This is a genomic window from Meridianimarinicoccus roseus (assembly GCF_003172915.1).
Lineage (GTDB): Bacteria > Pseudomonadota > Alphaproteobacteria > Rhodobacterales > Rhodobacteraceae > Meridianimarinicoccus > Meridianimarinicoccus roseus.
The window spans coordinates 1-15,567 of sequence record NZ_QGKU01000030.1; the positions used below are offsets into that span (position 1 = coordinate 1).

Here is a 15,567-nt window from a genome sequence, read left to right on the forward strand (position 1 = left end):
TTTTCAGTCTGCGCCTTTGACGTTGAGTTTTGCGTCTGGGTTTGGGTGGATTGTTTTTTGTATTGTCCAGGCGGCTGCGATGGTTGCGAGGCCTATGATGTCCGTGACGAGGCCGCCTTCGATCATGGTGAGTGCGGCGAGCAGGAGGCCTGCGCGGATGAACCACGCTGTGCGTCCGCCCATGAACCACCCCTGCACGCCGGCCGACAGCAGGAACACGCCGACGGTTGCCGTGGCGCCTGCGCGGATCACCTCGAACCAGGTTCCCTCCATCAGCAGCGCGCCGTTGTAGAAGAACATGAAGGGCACGATGAAGGCGGCGATGCCGATCTTGAACGAGGCGACGGAGGTTTCCATCGGGTTGGCGCCGGAGATGCCGGCCGCGGCGTAGCTTGCGAGCGCGACGGGCGGCGTGATGGCGGAGAGCACGGCGAAGTAGAACACGAAGAAATGCGCGGTCAGCTGCGGGATGCCAAGCTCCACGAGGCCGGGCGCGACCACGGAGGCGGCGACGGCGTAGGCGGCGGTGGTGGGCATGCCCATGCCGAGCAGGATGGAGATGCACATGGCGAAGAACAGCGCCAGGAACTGACTGACGCCCGCGAGGCCGAGCAGCAGGTTGGAGAAGCGCGCGCCGACGCCGGTCAGGCTGATGACGCCGACGATGATGCCCGCGCAGGCGCACACGGCGATGATCTGGATCGACATGACGCCCGCGATCTCGAACGCCTTGAGGGTGGAGCGCGGCCCCATCCGGTAGGGGGTGAGCCAAGAGACGACGGCGGCCGAGAGCGTGGCGTATGTGCCCGCGCGGATGACGGAGTATCCCATGAACAGCGCGGCGATCAGGATGAGGATGGGCAGGAACAGGAAGACCCGGCGCATCATGGTGGAGAGTTTCGGGATCTCGTCGGCGTTCATGCCGCGCATGCCGAGCTTGGCGGCCTCGAAGTCGACCATGAAGAAGACCGACACGAAGTAGAGCACGGCGGGGATGATGGCGGCGATGGCGATCTCGGTATAGGGGATGCCGGTGATCTCGGCCATGATGAAGGCGCCCGCGCCCATGATCGGGGGCATGATCTGCCCGCCGGTCGAGGCGGCGGCCTCGACGGCGCCCGCGGTCTTCTTGTGGTATCCGACCTTCTTCATGAGCGGGATGGTGAGCGAGCCGGTGGCGACGACGTTGCCCGCGGAGGTGCCGTTGATCATGCCCATCAGGCCGGAGGCGAAGATGGCGACCTTGGCGGGTCCGCCGCGGGTGCGGCCTGCGGCGGCGAAGGCGAAGTTGACGAAGTAGTCGCCGACCTTGCTGGCCTGCAGGAAGGCGGCGAAGATGATGAACAGGATGATGTAGGTCGAGGACACGGCGGTTGTCGGCCCGAGGATGCCGGCATCGGTGTAGACCTGGCTGAAGAAGCGCTGCCAGCTGATCGCGGGGGAGTTCAGGAAGCCCGGCAGGTACTGGCCCGCGAACACGTAGGCCAGGAACACGCCCGCGATGATGACGAGCGCGAGGCCCGCGACGCGGCGTGTCAGTTCCATGATCAGCGCGGTGCCCGCGACGGCGGCGATGGAGATGCCGATCGGCGCGAAGGGGGTGCCGGTGGAGTTGCGCATCAGCGTGCCGTAGATGGTGATCAGGTAGGCGGCGACGGCGACGGCGCAGATGCCGAGCACGATGTCGGGCGCGGCGAGGCGCGCGCGCGGGGCGCTGTGGGCCCAGGACAGGCCGATGGCCCCTGCGGTGGCGAGCAGCAGCGGCACGCCGAAGAGCCATGTCTCGCGGAACTTGATGGTGGCGTCCATGCCGTTCCACATGGCGCCGCCTTCGATCAGCAGGGCGAACCAGATCGCCGTGCCGAGCGCGAGCAGCGCCGGGACGGCGAGCGCGATGGCGGCGGTGTGCAGCGCGGGCCGGGCCGGTGTGCCGGGCGCGTCCGCGTCGCCGGGGAAGTCGGCGGCGGCGTACATCAGGAAGCCCAGCACCAGCGCGCCGGCGACATGGACGATGCGGAAGTTCCAGGTTTCCATCGGGAATTGCGGCAGGAAGGGCAGCTCGATCCCGGTCAGGGCCGAGATCGACAGCCCGTTCAGCGCGGCCATGTGGAACATCGCGTAGAGCGTGGCGAGGGCGGCCATGGCCCAGAAGGTCGATCCCTCGAAGATGCGGCGGTTGGCCTCGACGGCTTCGTCGTCGACGCCGTCGGCGATCATGTGCTCGTCGGTCTGCGCGGCGGCGTCGCCGCGGCCGCTATCGGCGGGGGCGCGGCAGGGCCGGGTGCGGGCTCCGGGGGAAAACGGGTCGTGACGGGCGGGGGGGTGCATCGGCGGTGGTCCTCCGGTGGGGTCCGGGTCCGCGCGGGCCGGACGGGCCGGGCGCATGGCGGGTTCGGGCGGAAATGGGGGAAGTGACGGGGTGAAGGCGGGTTGGCGTGGCGGGGAGGGCCGGGCCGGTGTGCCGGTCTGGCCGGGGGCGGGTCGGCCCCCATGCGTCCGCCGCGGCCTGCCCCCCTGTCTTCGCGGGGGGCTGCGCGGGTCTGTGCCGGGGCCATCGATGGCCGATCGGGGCCCGGTTGGCGCCCGGTCGGGCAGGGGGCGCCGCGATCCTGTTCGCGCCCCGTGCGAGAGGTCCGTCCTAAGAAGACCGTGCAGGGAGCCCGTGCGGAGCCGGTGCGGGATCCCGTCCGGGGCCGGGCCCGCCCCGCAAGCGCCCGGCACGGGGCCGGACGCGCGGGGCGGGGGCTGGCTTACTGGCCGTAGATCATGTCGGCCGGGATATCGGCCCCCGCGTTCTCGGCGAACCATTCGGCGGCGCCGGGATGCCAGGGCATGACCTTGTTCTTGTCCCAGTTCGAGGGCACGGTGGACCGCGCGGCGCGGTGGATGCCCACCATCCGCTCGTTGTCCGACATCACCACGTCCACGACCGCCTTCACGAAGCTGGCGGGCAGGTCGCAGTTGGCGATGGCGAAGTTCCACATCGACACCGACCGCGCCGGCGCCTCGAGCGTGGTGTAGGTGTTCGCCGCGATCTCGAACTCGGACACCGGGAAGGCCTCCATGATCGTGGCCTGCTCGGCCTCGGTGAACTCGATGATATTCACGTCGGTCTGCACTTCAAGCTGGCTGACGGCCGGCACGGGCACGCCCGCGGCGAAGGCGATCACGTCCAGCAGACCGTCCTGCAACTGGCCGCCAAGGTCCGACCAGCCGCCGTTGCGCCGCTCGAAATTGACGCCCAGCGTTTCCATCATGCGCGGGAAATACGTGTCCGAGGTCGACCCCGCGGGCCCGAAGCCGATCCGCGCGCCGTCCGGGATCTCGGAGATCGAGGTGATCCCGCTGCTCGACAGCGCGGTCACGCTGAACGGGGTCTGGTACATCGGGAACATCGCGCAGGCCTTGTCCATCGCCAGGCCCGGCGCGATCGGGTTGGTGCCCGCGAGGCTCTCGGCGGCCGGGCCCATCGTGGTCATCCCGAAGGCCGCGTCGCCGGTGTGCACCAGCGCCATGTTCTGCATCGGGCCGCCCGTCACCTCGCCGCCGCCCGAAAGGCCAAGCTCGTCCGCGACAAGGTTCGCCCAGCCCGAGCCATAGGCGAAATACGTCCCGCCCTGCGACGCCGTGCCAACCGTGAACGACGCAGGCCAACCAGACCGATCCTCCTGAGCACCGCAAACACCAGCAGCAAGCGCCGCTATACCAAATGTCACTGCGTAAAGACGCATGTGTCGTCCTCCCCTTTTGTGTCGCCAGGCCCGATGGGTCGAGCCTAGCAGTGTCGAGGGTATCGCGCCTGTGACGCAGGGCAACAGGGAATGCGGGGTCAGTGGATCTGTTTCGGGCCGATTAGGCCGCTTTCACGCATCCACACGCCGACGCGCGGCGGTCCGGCGTGCGCGCAGGTTCAGCAGGATCAATCCGGCAAGTCCGGTTGCAAGCGCGGGCAACGCGGCTGGAATCGGAACCTTCGAAGGCTGCGGATCCCTTCCGACGATCCAGTCGTCGATGGAGAATTCCACGCCGGTGTTGCCTTTGTTCTCGTAGTAGAGAAGGCTGAATCGCGTCTGTCCGGTGAAGTCGTAGCTCGTGCTCGTGTAGCCGAAGGCGCGGTTGGTCGCCTGCCACATTACGTTGGTCCCGTCGAGCGCGAGCACGAAGCCGTCGTCGGAGCCCACCTTGAGGGTCTTGCTGCCGAACAGATTGAGCATGCCGGTGAAATAGAAAACCGATGTCGCCAGCTGCGACGAGCCGTCGCCTTTGATGGTCGCCGCGTCGACGCCGAGAAAGTCCGTGAGCGTGGAACTGCTGGTCAAAGTTTTTTTTCCATTGGGATAATCGATCCCGCTGGAAGTGAACGTCGCTGTCGGACTGTCCGCGTTGTTGTTGGCGAAACCGATCGCTTCGTTCACATGGAAAAACTCGGCGTTGCTCTTCCAGTACATTCCCGTCACCGTCGAGGCGACGGCCCCAACCGGGCTGCACAGACACAGGACCAGAAGGACCATTTCGGCAAGGGCTTTGATGGTTTTACAGGTCATTGGCACCGCTTTCTTTCTTTCGCTCACATACTCGGAGAGATTACCCAATCCGTGCCGAGGGCGCCCCGGGCCATAGGTATCGTGCGAGCCGCAGGCGTCGGCCCCGCATAGCTTTCCGTTCAGTCTTGGTGCGACGAAAGGAGGGGTCAGGTCAGCAGGCGCATGCCCCGGTCGATCCCATCGAGCGTCATCGGGACCATTCGGCCCGGAAAGATCTGTCCGACAAGCCCGATGCTTTGAGTGTAACCCCAGTGCTTCTCGGGGACCGGGTTGATCCACAGGTGGTCGGGCCATTGCTCGCAGGCGCGGCGCAGCCAGGTCTCGCCCGTCTCCGCGTTCCAGTGCTCGTTCGCGCCGCCGGGATAGAGTATCTCGTAGGGGCTCATGGATGCGTCTCCCACGAAAATGCATTTGTAATCAGGGCCGTAGGTGTGCAGCACATCCCAAGTCGGGATCTGATCGGTCCAGCGCCTGACATTGTCGCGCCACACGCCTTCATAAAGGCAGTTGTGGAAGTAGTAGTGCTCTAGGTGCTTGAACTCCGCCCGCGCGGCGGAGAACAGCTCCTCGACCACGCGGATGTGGTCGTCCATCGACCCGCCGATGTCGAGAAACAGCACCACCTTGACCGCGTTGCGCCGCTCGGGACGAGTTTTTACGTCGAGGTAGCCGTGTTCGGCGGTGGCGCGGATCGTCCCGTCGAGGTCCAGTTCGTCATGGGCCCCGTCGCGGGCCCAGCGGCGCAACCGTTTCAGAGCGACCTTGATGTTGCGTGTGCCCAGTTCGACGCTGTCGTCGAGATTTCGGAACTCACGCTTGTCCCAGACCTTGACGGCGCGGCGATGGCGCGAGCGGTCCTGCCCGATGCGCACGCCTTCGGGGTTGTAGCCATAGGCCCCGAACGGCGAGGTGCCGGCCGTGCCGATCCATTTCGACCCGCCCTGGTGCCGCCCCTGCTGTTCCTTCAGCCGCTCCTTCAGCGTCTCCATCAGCTTCTCGAACCCGCCAAGCGCCGCGATTTCTGCCTTCTCGGCGTCGCTCAGGTGCTTCTCGGCCAGTTTCTCCAGCCACTCGCGGGGCAAATCGGCACGCTCCACCAACTCGGACAGTTCGGCATGCTCGAGGCCCTTGAAGGTTTCGGCGAAGGCCTGGTCGAACCGGTCGAGATGTCGTTCGTCCTTCACCATGACCGTGCGGGCGAGGTAGTAGAACCCGTCCACATCGTAGCTGACCAGCCCGGTCTGCATGGCATCCAGGAAGGACAGGTATTCGCGCAGGGACACCGGCACCTTGAACTTGCGCAGGGTGTCGAAGAAACGCAGGAACATGATCCGGTCCTCTGTCTGGTGCGTTGCGCGGATCGAGGATGCGACAGACGGGCGGGTGCGTGCAATCCCAGCCGCGGCGCGGTCACATCCGGTTGAGCAGTACCGACGCGAACACGCCCAGCACCATGAAGGCGAGCGCATAGCCCGCAGCGTATTGCGCGATGTCGGCGGGCCGCCCCTTGCGGCGGCGGGCCTGGAGCCCGCCGTAGATGCCCCCGATCAGGGCCGCGACGATGACGATCATGTTCCCTCCTGCGGTGTCGGCGTCAGCGCGGCGATTTCGGCGGCGCGGCGCAGCACGTCCATGTCGGAACGTAGCCCATAGCGCGCCCAACCGAAGCCGTCACCCCGGATTTCCGCCGCTTTGGCGCGTTCGCCCCGTGCGTCCAGCGCCGCCGCGCGCACCATCAGAAGATCGCCCAGGAGCGCCGCGTTCTCGGCCCGGCGCGCGGCGGGGATGTGCGTCTCGGTCAGCCGCAGCACCGTGTCGTAGTCGCCTGCGACCAGCGCGAAGGCGGCGATCTGGATGCCGACATTGGCGGCATGGACCGCGGTCGCGGGCCGTGCGCCATAGACTCGTCCGGCCTTGAAGAAGGTTTCCAGCGCAAAGACGCCGTCGCGCCCCGACGACAGCCGCCCCGCCGTCAGCAGAGACAGCCCGAGCCGAGTGTCCTGCCAGCCTTCGGACTGAGCGAGGTCCAGCGCCCTGAGCGAGGCTGCCCGACGCTGCCCTATCCCGCGTCCGGGGCTGAGCGCGGCGGTGATCGCGTTGCGCCATTCCGGCGGGCTGGGCGACACCGCGCGCGATCGCACCGCCTCGCCGCCGGGATTGAGCCGGGCCAGGATCCGCGGCACGCGCTGCGCCACGTCCTCGCGGGTCATGCCGCTGCGGAGCGCAGGATCGTAGGCCGCGCGTAGCATCAGCATGTCGAAGCCGGTCAGCACCCCGTGCATGTTGTCGTCGTTGAAGATCGAATCCTCCAGCCGGAACAGGTCGTTCACCGGGCCGAGCGCTTGGGCCGTCTCCTCGTGCAGGCAGTCGCGCACCTCCTGCGGGCTGATGTCGGCGGGGATGAAGATCGTCGCTGTCTCGCGGGTGCGCAGATCGGCCCAGTTCAGGCCGCTCTGGCGCGCATTGCCCTGGAAATCGTCCCATCCGATGGCACGTGGCAGCACGAAACACGCGGCGGAAGGGACCACGCGGTCGAGGTCTGCGCGTCGCACCGCCTCCACGGTGATGGAAGCGTCGCTCCCGTCGGTGCGTCGGATGTCGATGCGCGCCTCGCGGCGCAGCCGGTCGACCAGTCGATCGAGTTCACTTTCGAAGATCGGCGTTGCCGCCCCCTTGAGCGCAATGGTCACCGGCTGCTCGAAACGGGTAAAGACCGGCAGCGCCGCGCCGCTTTCAAGCCGCATTGTCAGGTCGAGGAAATCTACCGCCATCTCGGCATTGGCGCGGCCCGGAGGCAGCGGTGCGGGTGGGCCGAAGCGGCGCATCTCGGGAAGTGCGCGGGCTGCGGCGGCGGCTTCGGGCGATACCGGGGCCGGTCCGGGCGGTGCGGCGCACCCCGCAAGACCAAGCACTGCGGCCAGAACGATGGCGGCAGAGGCGGCCCGCATCCTCAGGCCCGCGCGTATTTCAAGAAGGGCGTCAGCGTGCCGACCCGGTCATAAAGTGTGCGCGCCTTGGTGTTGAAATGCTGCGTTGTCCAGTAAACCCCGCGCGCGCCAAGCTTGTCGGCCAGATCGTAGACCGCCAGCATCAGCGCGCGGCCCGCACCGGTCCCCCGCGCTTCCGGCGCGACGAAAAGGTCCTGCAGATAGGCGGTGTCTTCGGCCTGCCAACCATGCGGGTGCAGCAGCACATGGGCGATGCCGACCGGCCGTTCATCGGCCATCGCGACAAGCCCGTGCCAGGCGGGATGGTGCGCTCCGGTCAGGCGCGCGAAATGCAGATCGAACTGCGCGGCGGGCAGCGTTGTTTGGTAGAAGTCGAGATACCCCCGCCACAGCGCGTCCCAGTCAGGGCGATCCCCGGCGGCCAGCGGCCGGACGCGGACGCTCATCGCCGCCCGCTGCGCGCCATGAAGGCCAGGCGTTCGAAAAGGTGCACGTCCTGTTCGTTCTTAAGAAGCGCGCCGTGCATCCGCGGCAGAGCGTCGTTCGCGTCGCCCTTCAGGTCCTCGGGCGTCAGGTCTTCGGCCAGCAGCAGCTTGAGCCAGTCCAGCACTTCGGATGTGGACGGCTTCTTCTTCAGGCCCGGTGTCTCTCGCAACTCGTAGAATTGTTCAAGCGCGGCGGTCAGCAGACGCTGCTTGATGCCGGGGTGATGCACCTCGACGATCCGCTTCATCGTGTCCATGTCGGGAAAACGGATGTAGTGGAAGAAGCAGCGCCGCAGAAAAGCGTCGGGCAGTTCCTTTTCGTTGTTGGAGGTGATGATCACGATGGGCCGGTGGCGCGCGGCGATGGTCTGGCCGGTCTCGTAGACGAAGAACTCCATCCGGTCGAGCTCCTGAAGAAGATCGTTCGGAAACTCGATATCGGCCTTGTCTATCTCATCGATCAGAAGGACGACTTTCCCGTCCGCCTCGAAGGCCTGCCACAGCTTGCCCTTCCGGATATAGTTGGCCACGTCGTTCACCCGCGCGTCGCCCAGCTGGCTGTCGCGCAACCGGCTGACGGCGTCGTATTCGTAAAGGCCCTGCTGCGCCTTTGTCGTGGACTTGATCGACCATTCGATCATCGGCAGGCCAAGCGCGCCTGCGACCTGGCGGGCAAGCTCCGTCTTGCCGGTTCCGGGCTCGCCCTTGACCAGCAGTGGACGCTCCAGAGCGACAGCGGCGTTGACCGCGACGGTCAGGTCGTCGGTGGCGACATAGCTTTCTGTACCGGTGAATTTCATGATTGATTATGCGCCTTTTTCGTCAGCTCGGCGCTGACCCTAGCACACTGCCGCAGCGCCGCAAGCACGCTTGCCAGACGGGCTGAATCTGCGTGACACGCGCCGGGGCTTGGGGTATGCGACCGGCACAGGAGGTTGCGGGATGCTTAACACGGAATTTCACCAGTCTTCAGGTAAATCGCCCAAGGCAACCGGGCCGGACAGGGGAGCAGACATGAAGGTCGAGGTATTTTTGCCCGATGACTATCGTCCCGCAGAGGACGAACCGTTCATGAACGAACGTCAGCTTGAATACTTCCGCCGGAAGCTTCTGGCCTGGAAAAACGAGATCCTCGAAGAAAGCCGCGACACGATCGAAGGGCTTCAGGACAGCGGCAGCCGGAACATTCCCGATGTCGCCGACCGCGCGTCGGAGGAAACGGACCGCGCGTTGGAACTGCGCACGCGGGATCGGCAGCGCAAGCTGGTCTCCAAGATCGACGCGGCGCTGCGCCGGATCGACAATGGCGAGTTCGGCTATTGCGAGGCGACCGGGGAACCCATCTCGCTCAAGAGGCTCGACGCGCGCCCGATCGCGGTGATGACGCTGGAAGCGCAGGAACGTCACGAACGCCGCGAGAAAGTGCATCGCGACGACTGAGCGCGCCCCGGCGCGCCTGCAAGAGGAATGGACAACACCCGGTCGCCGCCGGGTGTTTTCGTATCGGCGGGGCAAAGGTCGGGTATGCTGATCGGACAACAGATCACCGTGGTCGGAGCCGGGATCGGCGGGCTGGCCGCTGCGTTGGCACTGGCGCGGCACGGGGCGCAGGTGCGCGTGCTGGAACGCGCCGATGCGTTGCGCGAGGTTGGCGCCGGGGTGCAGATCAGCCCGAACGGCATGGCTGTTCTGGATGCGCTGGGGCTGGCGCGCACGTTGGCGGAGCGGTCGGTTGCCGGGGAAGCGGTGCAGCTTCATGACGGACTGACGGGACGCCGCGTGCTGCGGCTGGATTTCGGGGCACTGGGGACGGCGCAGCCGTGGCTGTTCGTCCATCGCGCCGACCTGCTGGACTGCCTGGCCGATGCCGCGCGCGCGGCGGGCGTGCAGATCGAGACGGGCACCCCGGTAGCGGCGGTCGACATGCTGGCCGAAGGGGCGGCGCTTAATCTTTGGGACGGGCGCCGCCTGACCGCGCCGATCGTGATCGGTGCCGACGGCGTACGGTCGGTGGTGCGCAGCGCACAGGGCAGTGGGGCCGAGACCGGCTTCACCGGGCAGGTCGCTTGGCGCGCGCTCGTGCCGGGTGATGGCAGCAGCGCGCCGGTTGCGCGGGTCTTCATGGCGCCGGGGCGGCACCTCGTGTGCTACCCGTTGCGCGGCGGCCGCCTGATGAACATCGTTGCCGTCCAGGAACGGCGCAACTGGGCCGAGGAGGGCTGGCATCACGCCGACGATCCGGCCAATCTTCGCCGCGCGTTTTTCGATTTCACGCCCGAGATCCGCGCGCTGCTGGACCGCGTGCCCGAGGTGTTCCTGTGGGGCCTTTTCCGTCATCCGGTGGCGCCGCTCTGGCATTCGGGGCGAGTGGCGCTGCTGGGCGACGCGGTGCACCCGACGCTGCCCTTCCTCGCGCAAGGCGCCTGCATGGCACTGGAGGATGCATGGGTGCTGTCCGAATGCCTTGCGGAGCATGCCGAACCCGAGGCCGCCTTCGCCGCTTACCAACACGTGCGGCGCGACCGCTGCGTGCGGATCGTGGCGGCGGCCGGGGCGAATGCGCGGGCATATCACCTTGGCGGCGCCATTCGCCCGCTCGCCCACGCGGCCTTGCGAGTCGGCGGTGCGCTGGCGCCCGACGCGGCGCTGAAGCGGCTGGGCTGGCTCTATCGCCACGACGTGACCCGCGTTTCGGGTCATACGCCGCAGCGGGGCAGCTGAACCGGCGGTCGGGCCGTGGGATCAGGCTGCGAGGTCGATCCAGACGGGCACGTGGTCGGAGGGCTTCTCGCGCCCGCGCACGTCGCTGTCGATCTCGCACAGGCGCAGAAGGTCGGCGGCCTGCGGGCTGAGCAGCAGGTGGTCGATGCGGATCCCATCGTTGCGGTTCCATGCGCCGGCCTGGTAGTCCCAGAAGCTGAACTGCTGCGGCGGCGGGCTAGGCGGCATGTGCGGGTGTGTGGCGCGGAAGGCGTCGGTCAGCCCAAGCGCCACGATCCGGCGGAACGCTTCGCGCGAGGCGGGCAGGAACAGAGCGTCCTTGCGCCACGCGTCGGGGCGCGCGGCGTCCTCGGGCTGGGGGATGATGTTGTAGTCGCCGCACACGACCAGCGGTTCCTCAAGCGCGAGCGCTGCGCGCACGTGGTCCTCCAGCCGCGCCATCCAGGCCAGCTTGTAGTCGTATTTCGGCCCAGGCGCCGGGTTACCGTTCGGCAGGTACAGACCGAAGATCCGCACCGGGACTTCGCCGCAGACCGTGGCCTCGATAAAGCGGGCCTGCTCGTCCCCGGCATCGCCGGGCAAGCCGCGCCGGACATCCTCCAGCGGCAGTTTCGACAGGATCGCGACTCCGTTGAACGATTTCTGGCCGTGGGTTTCCACCTGGTAGCCCATGTCCTCGAACATCTCGCGCGGGAACCCCTCGTCCACCGACTTGATCTCCTGCAGCACCGCGACATCGGGCTGCGCCTCCGAAAGCCAGTCGGTCAGCGCGCCGATGCGGGCCTTGATACCATTGATGTTGAACGTGGCGATCTTCATGGCGGGTCTCTCCGGTCTTGTATGGTCTTGCTAGGGCAGGGGGCAGGGCAAGGTCCAGCGGTTTCGCCGGGCGGGACGGGGCGGCGGAAAACCTGACCGGGGCTGGGCTTGCATTTGCGCGCGGCTGCGGCATGATCCTTCTGGGGTGACGCAGCGAAAGGCGCAGGCCATGACGCCCACGACCGACCTGATCGTGCTGTTCCGCATCGCCGAGCGGTTGACGCTGACGCTTGTGGTTCTGATCGTCGCGGCGATCGTGATGATCGGGTTCTGGCGCACGGTTCAGCGCGTGGACCTGACCGAGGGTGGCAAGCTGGGCGTCGCAGGGTCCTTCGCTTTCAGCACCCCGGTTTTCGTGCTGCTCACGATTGTCGGATACGCCTATGTTTCTCTTTCCGCGCCGATCACCGTCACGCCGGCCGCTGCCGGGCAGGCGATGCAGCTAGCGGGCGGTTCCGCTGCCGGCTTCATCGGGGTCATGCCCGTGCCGCCCGGCGCGGACACGGCTCCAGACGGCGATCCCGATCACGCCCGCGCGGTAGCCGACCGCAAGATCCGGTCACTGAACTGCCTTGCGCAGGGGCGGGAGATGACCGCCCGGCAGGAAGACGATCTTGCGCTGGTCAAGCTGGACCTGATGGCGCCCGTCTGGGCAGCCGACTGGGGCGCGCAGGATGCGTTCCGCGCCTGGGCCACGGGGATCGACCCGGCGGACCCGAACCCGCTGGCGCGCGCCACTTTCAACGCGGTGCACCCGGTATGCTGAGGCGTGCGGCCTGTGCGCTGGCTTTGCTGCTGGCAGGCGCGGCCGGAGGCGCGACCGCGCAGATGTATACCGAGGCGGAGCGCGCCCGCGTGATGGCCCGGGCCGCGCCGAACCTGCAGGCGGTGCTGGAGCGGGATATCATCGGCAACCTGCCGCGCGCGGAGCGGCCCCGAGCGGCGTCGATCCGGTTGGTGTTTCCGCCCTCCGGCCCTTCGCCGCTGTCGTTTTATGCGGACCCGCGCAGCCGGGTGATCCATTTTCCGCAGGACAGCATCCGGTTCCTCGACGACATCGCCACGCTGTTCGCTTGGTTCGAAAGCCGGGGCTGTGCGCCCGGAATGATCCAGACCTACCTCTGGGCGCTGCTGCGCGATGGCAGGCCGCTGCCTGCGCCGCTGCGCGCCTTCGCCATCGACCGCGAGGTCGCGCTGGCGGACCCGTTCACCAACGATGTTTCGGGCAAGATCTACAGTTCGGCCCTGCAGTTCATCCTGGCGCACGAGGTCGGGCACCTGATGCTGGACCATCGCGGCGGACTGAGCGGCGCGCAAAGTCAGGCGCAGGAGATCGCGGCCGATGCTTTCGCGGCGGACCATTTCGCACGGCTGGGCGCGATGCCTCTCGGCGTGCTGTTCTACTACATGGCTGCGTGGTGGCAGGACCCGCTGGCTGAGGCCGCGCCGGGCAGCACGCATCCCGTCTCGCCGGACCGGATCGCGACGCTGGCGACGCGCTTTCAGGCCGATCCGATGGCCTTCGCCCATTCCGAACCGGACCCGGCACGCGGCGCGGCACTGGTGCGCGACGTGGCGGGCGACATGGCCACGCTGGCCCGGCTGGCCGCCAGCGACGGGATGCTGTCCCTTCTGCCGCTCGGGCTGGAACGGGACTTTCCGCTGTCGCGGCTGGCGACCGCCTGTCCGACGGGCTGACCGGACCCCACCAGCGCCAACCGCCAGGCGGCAGTGACAAGCGGGGACGAAACCGCGCAGCCGGACCCGCCGGGCTTCGGGTTTACATCAGATCGTGGCGTGTTAGCCTTAAGCCTTCATCCGGCCCATCCGTCACCAACCCGGCCGCAAATCGCAACCCCCACGCAGAACGCAACAAAACGGAGAAAGCCATGGCAGAGGTCAAGGCGGGCGATACCGTCCATATTCACTACACCGGCACCCTGAACGACGGGACCACCTTCGACAGTTCCGAAGGCCGCGAGCCGCTGTCGTTCGAAGTTGGCTCGGGCCAGATCATTCCCGGCCTCGACAACGCGCTTCCGGGCATGACCGAGGGGGAGAAGAAGACCGTGACCGTCGCGTCCGCCGACGCCTACGGCCCGGTCAACCCCGAAGCACGCCAGCCCGTGCCGCGGGAGGAAATCCCCGACCATATTCCGCTGGACCTTGGCACGCAGCTTCAGGTGCAGACCGCCGAGGGGCAGACCATGCCCGTCACCGTCGCCGAAGTGACCGAGGATACCGTGGTGCTGGACGCCAATCATCCGCTGGCCGGGCAGGACCTGAACTTCGACATCGAACTGGTCAAAATCGCCTGAGATCGGGGCTGCGGCACTTGGGGTGCCGCTGCGCCCAACATGAAGAAAGGCGCGCAATCCCTTGCGCGCCTTTCCTTTTATTCTATCCGCTTTGTGACTCACATTGCGAAGCTGATACCGCATCCGCAACTGGACGCTGCATTCGGATTCTCGATGGTGAATCGTGCGCCGATCAATTCCTCGGTAAAATCGATCACCGCGTTTTCCAGGAACGGCAGCGAGGTCGCGTCCACGACAACGCGCTGCCCGCCATCCTCGATGACCAGATCGTCGCTCGCCGGATCGTCCAGCTTGATATCGTACTGGAAACCGGAACAGCCGCCGCCTTCGACCGCGACGCGCAGCGCCTTGGGGCTTTCGGCCCCGTCGTTGATCTCGGCCAGCCGGGCGAAGGCGCGCGGGGTGACCTTTGGCGGAAGGGTCAGATCCATCCTGGCCTCCTGATCGTTTGTGTTTGTGTTGCATCGAATATATGCAGTGGATGTGCGCGCAACAAGTCGAAGGCGATGCAATGCAAAAGCCCTACGCCTGCGACCCTGCCCACAGCCGGGGCAGACTATACCCGGAAGAGGAAAGCACCTTCCGCAGCGCGTTCCAGCGCGATCGGGACCGCATCATCCACGCCAGTGCCTTCCGCCGTCTGAAGCACAAGACGCAGGTGTTCATCGAACACGAAGGCGACTATTTCCGGACCCGCCTGACCCATTCGATCGAAGTTGCACAGGTGGCGCGGACCATCGCCGGAGTTTTGGGGCTGAACGAGGCGCTCACCGAAGCCGTGGCGCTAGCCCATGACCTTGGCCACCCGCCGTTTGGCCACACGGGCGAAGACGCGCTGAACGTGCTAATGGCGCCGCATGGCGGGTTCGACCACAATGCGCAGGCGGTGCGTATCGTCACCTCGCTGGAACGGCACTATGCCGATTTCGACGGCCTGAATCTGACATGGGAAACGCTGGAGGGGCTGGCCAAGCACAACGGCCCGCTTCTGGATGCCGACCGGCAAGGCAGCTTGCACTATGCGCTGGCCGAGTACACCGCCCGGCACGATCTGGAACTGCACACCCATGCGAGCGCCGAGGCCCAGGTTGCCGCGCTGTCCGACGACATCGCCTACAACAGCCACGATCTGCATGACGGGCTGCGGGCCGAGCTGTTCTCTACCGACGAGCTGGCCGAACTGCCGTTGCTGGACGGATGCTTCGCCGAGGTGGACCGCCTCTATGCCGGGCTGAACTATTACCGTCGTCGCCACGAGGCGCTGCGCCGCTTCTTCGGGCTTCTGGTCGAGGATGTGATCGCACAGGCCCGGCTGCGGCTGGACGAGCTTCACCCCGCCTCCTGCGCTGACATACGCGCGGCGGGCCGACCCGTCGTGCGCTTCTCGGACGGGGTCTGGAGCGACCTGAAGGTGATCCGCGCCTTCCTGTTTCACCGCATGTACCGCGCTCCCGAAGTGGTGAAGGTGCGGGCCGAGGTGACGCGCGTTCTGATGGAACTGTTTCCGCTGCTGATGGATCGACCTGACCTGATGCCGAAGCAGTGGCGCAAGGACGTGGCCGCGGCGGGCACGGACACGGCGCTGGCGCGGATCGTGGCCGACTACATCGCCGGGATGACGGACCGGTTCGCGATCCAGACTCATGCGCGGCTGACCGGCGACGGGGTTCCGGGCGCGCTGCGCACCGGCTGACCGTTGCACCCGGTGCCCAGCGTGCTAAACCCCGCGGAA

16 protein-coding genes are annotated in these 15,567 nt (G+C 66.9%); 6 read left to right on the forward strand and 10 right to left on the reverse strand.

Translation table 11 applies throughout. From position 1 onward, the window contains the following. Positions 1-3 precede the first annotated feature (3 nt). From DKT77_RS07725 to DKT77_RS07760, 8 genes are all read right to left on the reverse strand, one after another. On the reverse strand, positions 4-2,217 hold the full coding sequence (locus DKT77_RS07725) for a TRAP transporter permease (protein WP_238547642.1): 2,214 nt from the start codon (positions 2,215-2,217) through the stop codon (positions 4-6). A 533-nt stretch (positions 2,218-2,750) separates the two neighbouring features. Then, entirely contained in the window at positions 2,751-3,731 is a 981-nt protein-coding gene (locus DKT77_RS07730; protein ID WP_109811136.1) for a TAXI family TRAP transporter solute-binding subunit, read from the reverse strand. Between the two features lie 132 nt (positions 3,732-3,863). Continuing rightward, positions 3,864-4,544 (reverse strand): hypothetical protein, encoded by a 681-nt coding sequence (locus DKT77_RS07735; protein WP_109811137.1) that lies wholly within the window; start codon positions 4,542-4,544, stop codon positions 3,864-3,866. A 146-nt stretch (positions 4,545-4,690) separates the two neighbouring features. After that, positions 4,691-5,872, reverse strand: coding sequence for a vWA domain-containing protein (locus tag DKT77_RS07740; RefSeq protein ID WP_109811138.1), 1,182 nt, complete (start codon positions 5,870-5,872; stop codon positions 4,691-4,693). Between the two features lie 82 nt (positions 5,873-5,954). Next, complete coding sequence (locus DKT77_RS07745) at positions 5,955-6,116, reverse strand: apolipoprotein acyltransferase (RefSeq protein WP_109811139.1); 162 nt, start codon at positions 6,114-6,116, stop codon at positions 5,955-5,957. Continuing rightward, the gene (locus tag DKT77_RS07750; RefSeq protein WP_238547747.1) at positions 6,113-7,492 is read right to left on the reverse strand and encodes a DUF2927 domain-containing protein; all 1,380 of its coding nucleotides are present in this window, start codon (positions 7,490-7,492) and stop codon (positions 6,113-6,115) included. The genes DKT77_RS07745 and DKT77_RS07750 overlap by 4 nt, the downstream gene beginning before the upstream one ends. A gap of 2 nt (positions 7,493-7,494) precedes the next feature. Further along, positions 7,495-7,938: a GNAT family N-acetyltransferase gene (locus tag DKT77_RS07755; RefSeq protein ID WP_109811140.1), complete on the reverse strand. Its 444-nt coding sequence runs from the start codon at positions 7,936-7,938 to the stop codon at positions 7,495-7,497. After that, positions 7,935-8,777: an AAA family ATPase gene (locus tag DKT77_RS07760; RefSeq protein ID WP_109811141.1), complete on the reverse strand. Its 843-nt coding sequence runs from the start codon at positions 8,775-8,777 to the stop codon at positions 7,935-7,937. Before DKT77_RS07760 ends, DKT77_RS07755 begins: the two co-directional genes overlap by 4 nt. Positions 8,778-8,991: 214 nt before the next feature. Here DKT77_RS07760 and dksA point away from each other — a divergent pair, with 214 nt between their 5' ends. Both dksA and DKT77_RS07770 read left to right on the forward strand, forming a co-directional pair. Then, a complete protein-coding gene (gene dksA / locus DKT77_RS07765) occupies positions 8,992-9,417 on the forward strand; it encodes an RNA polymerase-binding protein DksA (protein WP_238547748.1) in 426 nt (141 codons plus the stop codon). Positions 9,418-9,501: 84 nt separating this feature from the next. Then, complete coding sequence (locus DKT77_RS07770; RefSeq protein WP_109811232.1) at positions 9,502-10,698, forward strand: FAD-dependent monooxygenase; 1,197 nt, start codon at positions 9,502-9,504, stop codon at positions 10,696-10,698. 21 nt (positions 10,699-10,719) lie between these two features. On the opposite strand, the gene xth is transcribed toward DKT77_RS07770, so the two are convergent. Further along, positions 10,720-11,517 carry an exodeoxyribonuclease III gene (xth, locus tag DKT77_RS07775; RefSeq protein ID WP_109811143.1) on the reverse strand — a complete coding sequence of 266 codons (798 nt, stop codon included), beginning with the start codon at positions 11,515-11,517 and terminating at the stop codon, positions 10,720-10,722. A gap of 169 nt (positions 11,518-11,686) precedes the next feature. Here xth and DKT77_RS07780 point away from each other — a divergent pair, with 169 nt between their 5' ends. From DKT77_RS07780 to DKT77_RS07790, 3 genes are all read left to right on the forward strand, one after another. Continuing rightward, on the forward strand, positions 11,687-12,283 hold the full coding sequence (locus DKT77_RS07780) for a hypothetical protein (RefSeq protein WP_109811144.1): 597 nt from the start codon (positions 11,687-11,689) through the stop codon (positions 12,281-12,283). Then, entirely contained in the window at positions 12,277-13,215 is a 939-nt protein-coding gene (locus tag DKT77_RS07785; RefSeq protein WP_109811145.1) for a M48 family metalloprotease, read from the forward strand. Before DKT77_RS07780 ends, DKT77_RS07785 begins: the two co-directional genes overlap by 7 nt. A 191-nt stretch (positions 13,216-13,406) precedes the next feature. Then, complete coding sequence (locus tag DKT77_RS07790) at positions 13,407-13,835, forward strand: FKBP-type peptidyl-prolyl cis-trans isomerase (protein WP_109811146.1); 429 nt, start codon at positions 13,407-13,409, stop codon at positions 13,833-13,835. 98 nt (positions 13,836-13,933) lie between these two features. Here DKT77_RS07790 and DKT77_RS07795 read toward each other — a convergent pair whose 3' ends face one another. Next, a complete protein-coding gene (locus DKT77_RS07795; protein WP_109811233.1) occupies positions 13,934-14,260 on the reverse strand; it encodes a HesB/IscA family protein in 327 nt (108 codons plus the stop codon). Between the two features lie 86 nt (positions 14,261-14,346). On the opposite strand from DKT77_RS07795, the gene DKT77_RS07800 reads away from it, so the two are divergent. Next, a complete protein-coding gene (locus DKT77_RS07800) occupies positions 14,347-15,528 on the forward strand; it encodes a deoxyguanosinetriphosphate triphosphohydrolase (protein ID WP_109811147.1) in 1,182 nt (393 codons plus the stop codon). Positions 15,529-15,567: the final 39 nt, after the last annotated feature.

What these genes read in the sequence shown, in the direction of transcription:
- DKT77_RS07800 (WP_109811147.1), top strand. Translation starts at nt 14,347, where the DNA reads ATGCAAAAGCCCTACGCCTGCGACCCTGCCCACAGCCGGGGCAGACTA.
- DKT77_RS07745 (WP_109811139.1), bottom strand. Translation starts at nt 6,116, where the DNA reads ATGATCGTCATCGTCGCGGCCCTGATCGGGGGCATCTACGGCGGGCTC.
- DKT77_RS07755 (WP_109811140.1), bottom strand. Translation starts at nt 7,938, where the DNA reads ATGAGCGTCCGCGTCCGGCCGCTGGCCGCCGGGGATCGCCCTGACTGG.
- DKT77_RS07730 (WP_109811136.1), bottom strand. Translation starts at nt 3,731, where the DNA reads ATGCGTCTTTACGCAGTGACATTTGGTATAGCGGCGCTTGCTGCTGGT.
- DKT77_RS07780 (WP_109811144.1), top strand. Translation starts at nt 11,687, where the DNA reads ATGACGCCCACGACCGACCTGATCGTGCTGTTCCGCATCGCCGAGCGG.
- DKT77_RS07750 (WP_238547747.1), bottom strand. Translation starts at nt 7,492, where the DNA reads ATGCGGGCCGCCTCTGCCGCCATCGTTCTGGCCGCAGTGCTTGGTCTT.
- DKT77_RS07760 (WP_109811141.1), bottom strand. Translation starts at nt 8,777, where the DNA reads ATGAAATTCACCGGTACAGAAAGCTATGTCGCCACCGACGACCTGACC.
- DKT77_RS07740 (WP_109811138.1), bottom strand. Translation starts at nt 5,872, where the DNA reads ATGTTCCTGCGTTTCTTCGACACCCTGCGCAAGTTCAAGGTGCCGGTG.
- dksA (WP_238547748.1), top strand. Translation starts at nt 8,992, where the DNA reads ATGAAGGTCGAGGTATTTTTGCCCGATGACTATCGTCCCGCAGAGGAC.
- DKT77_RS07790 (WP_109811146.1), top strand. Translation starts at nt 13,407, where the DNA reads ATGGCAGAGGTCAAGGCGGGCGATACCGTCCATATTCACTACACCGGC.
- DKT77_RS07770 (WP_109811232.1), top strand. Translation starts at nt 9,502, where the DNA reads ATGCTGATCGGACAACAGATCACCGTGGTCGGAGCCGGGATCGGCGGG.
- DKT77_RS07785 (WP_109811145.1), top strand. Translation starts at nt 12,277, where the DNA reads ATGCTGAGGCGTGCGGCCTGTGCGCTGGCTTTGCTGCTGGCAGGCGCG.
- DKT77_RS07735 (WP_109811137.1), bottom strand. Translation starts at nt 4,544, where the DNA reads ATGACCTGTAAAACCATCAAAGCCCTTGCCGAAATGGTCCTTCTGGTC.
- xth (WP_109811143.1), bottom strand. Translation starts at nt 11,517, where the DNA reads ATGAAGATCGCCACGTTCAACATCAATGGTATCAAGGCCCGCATCGGC.
- DKT77_RS07725 (WP_238547642.1), bottom strand. Translation starts at nt 2,217, where the DNA reads ATGATCGCCGACGGCGTCGACGACGAAGCCGTCGAGGCCAACCGCCGC.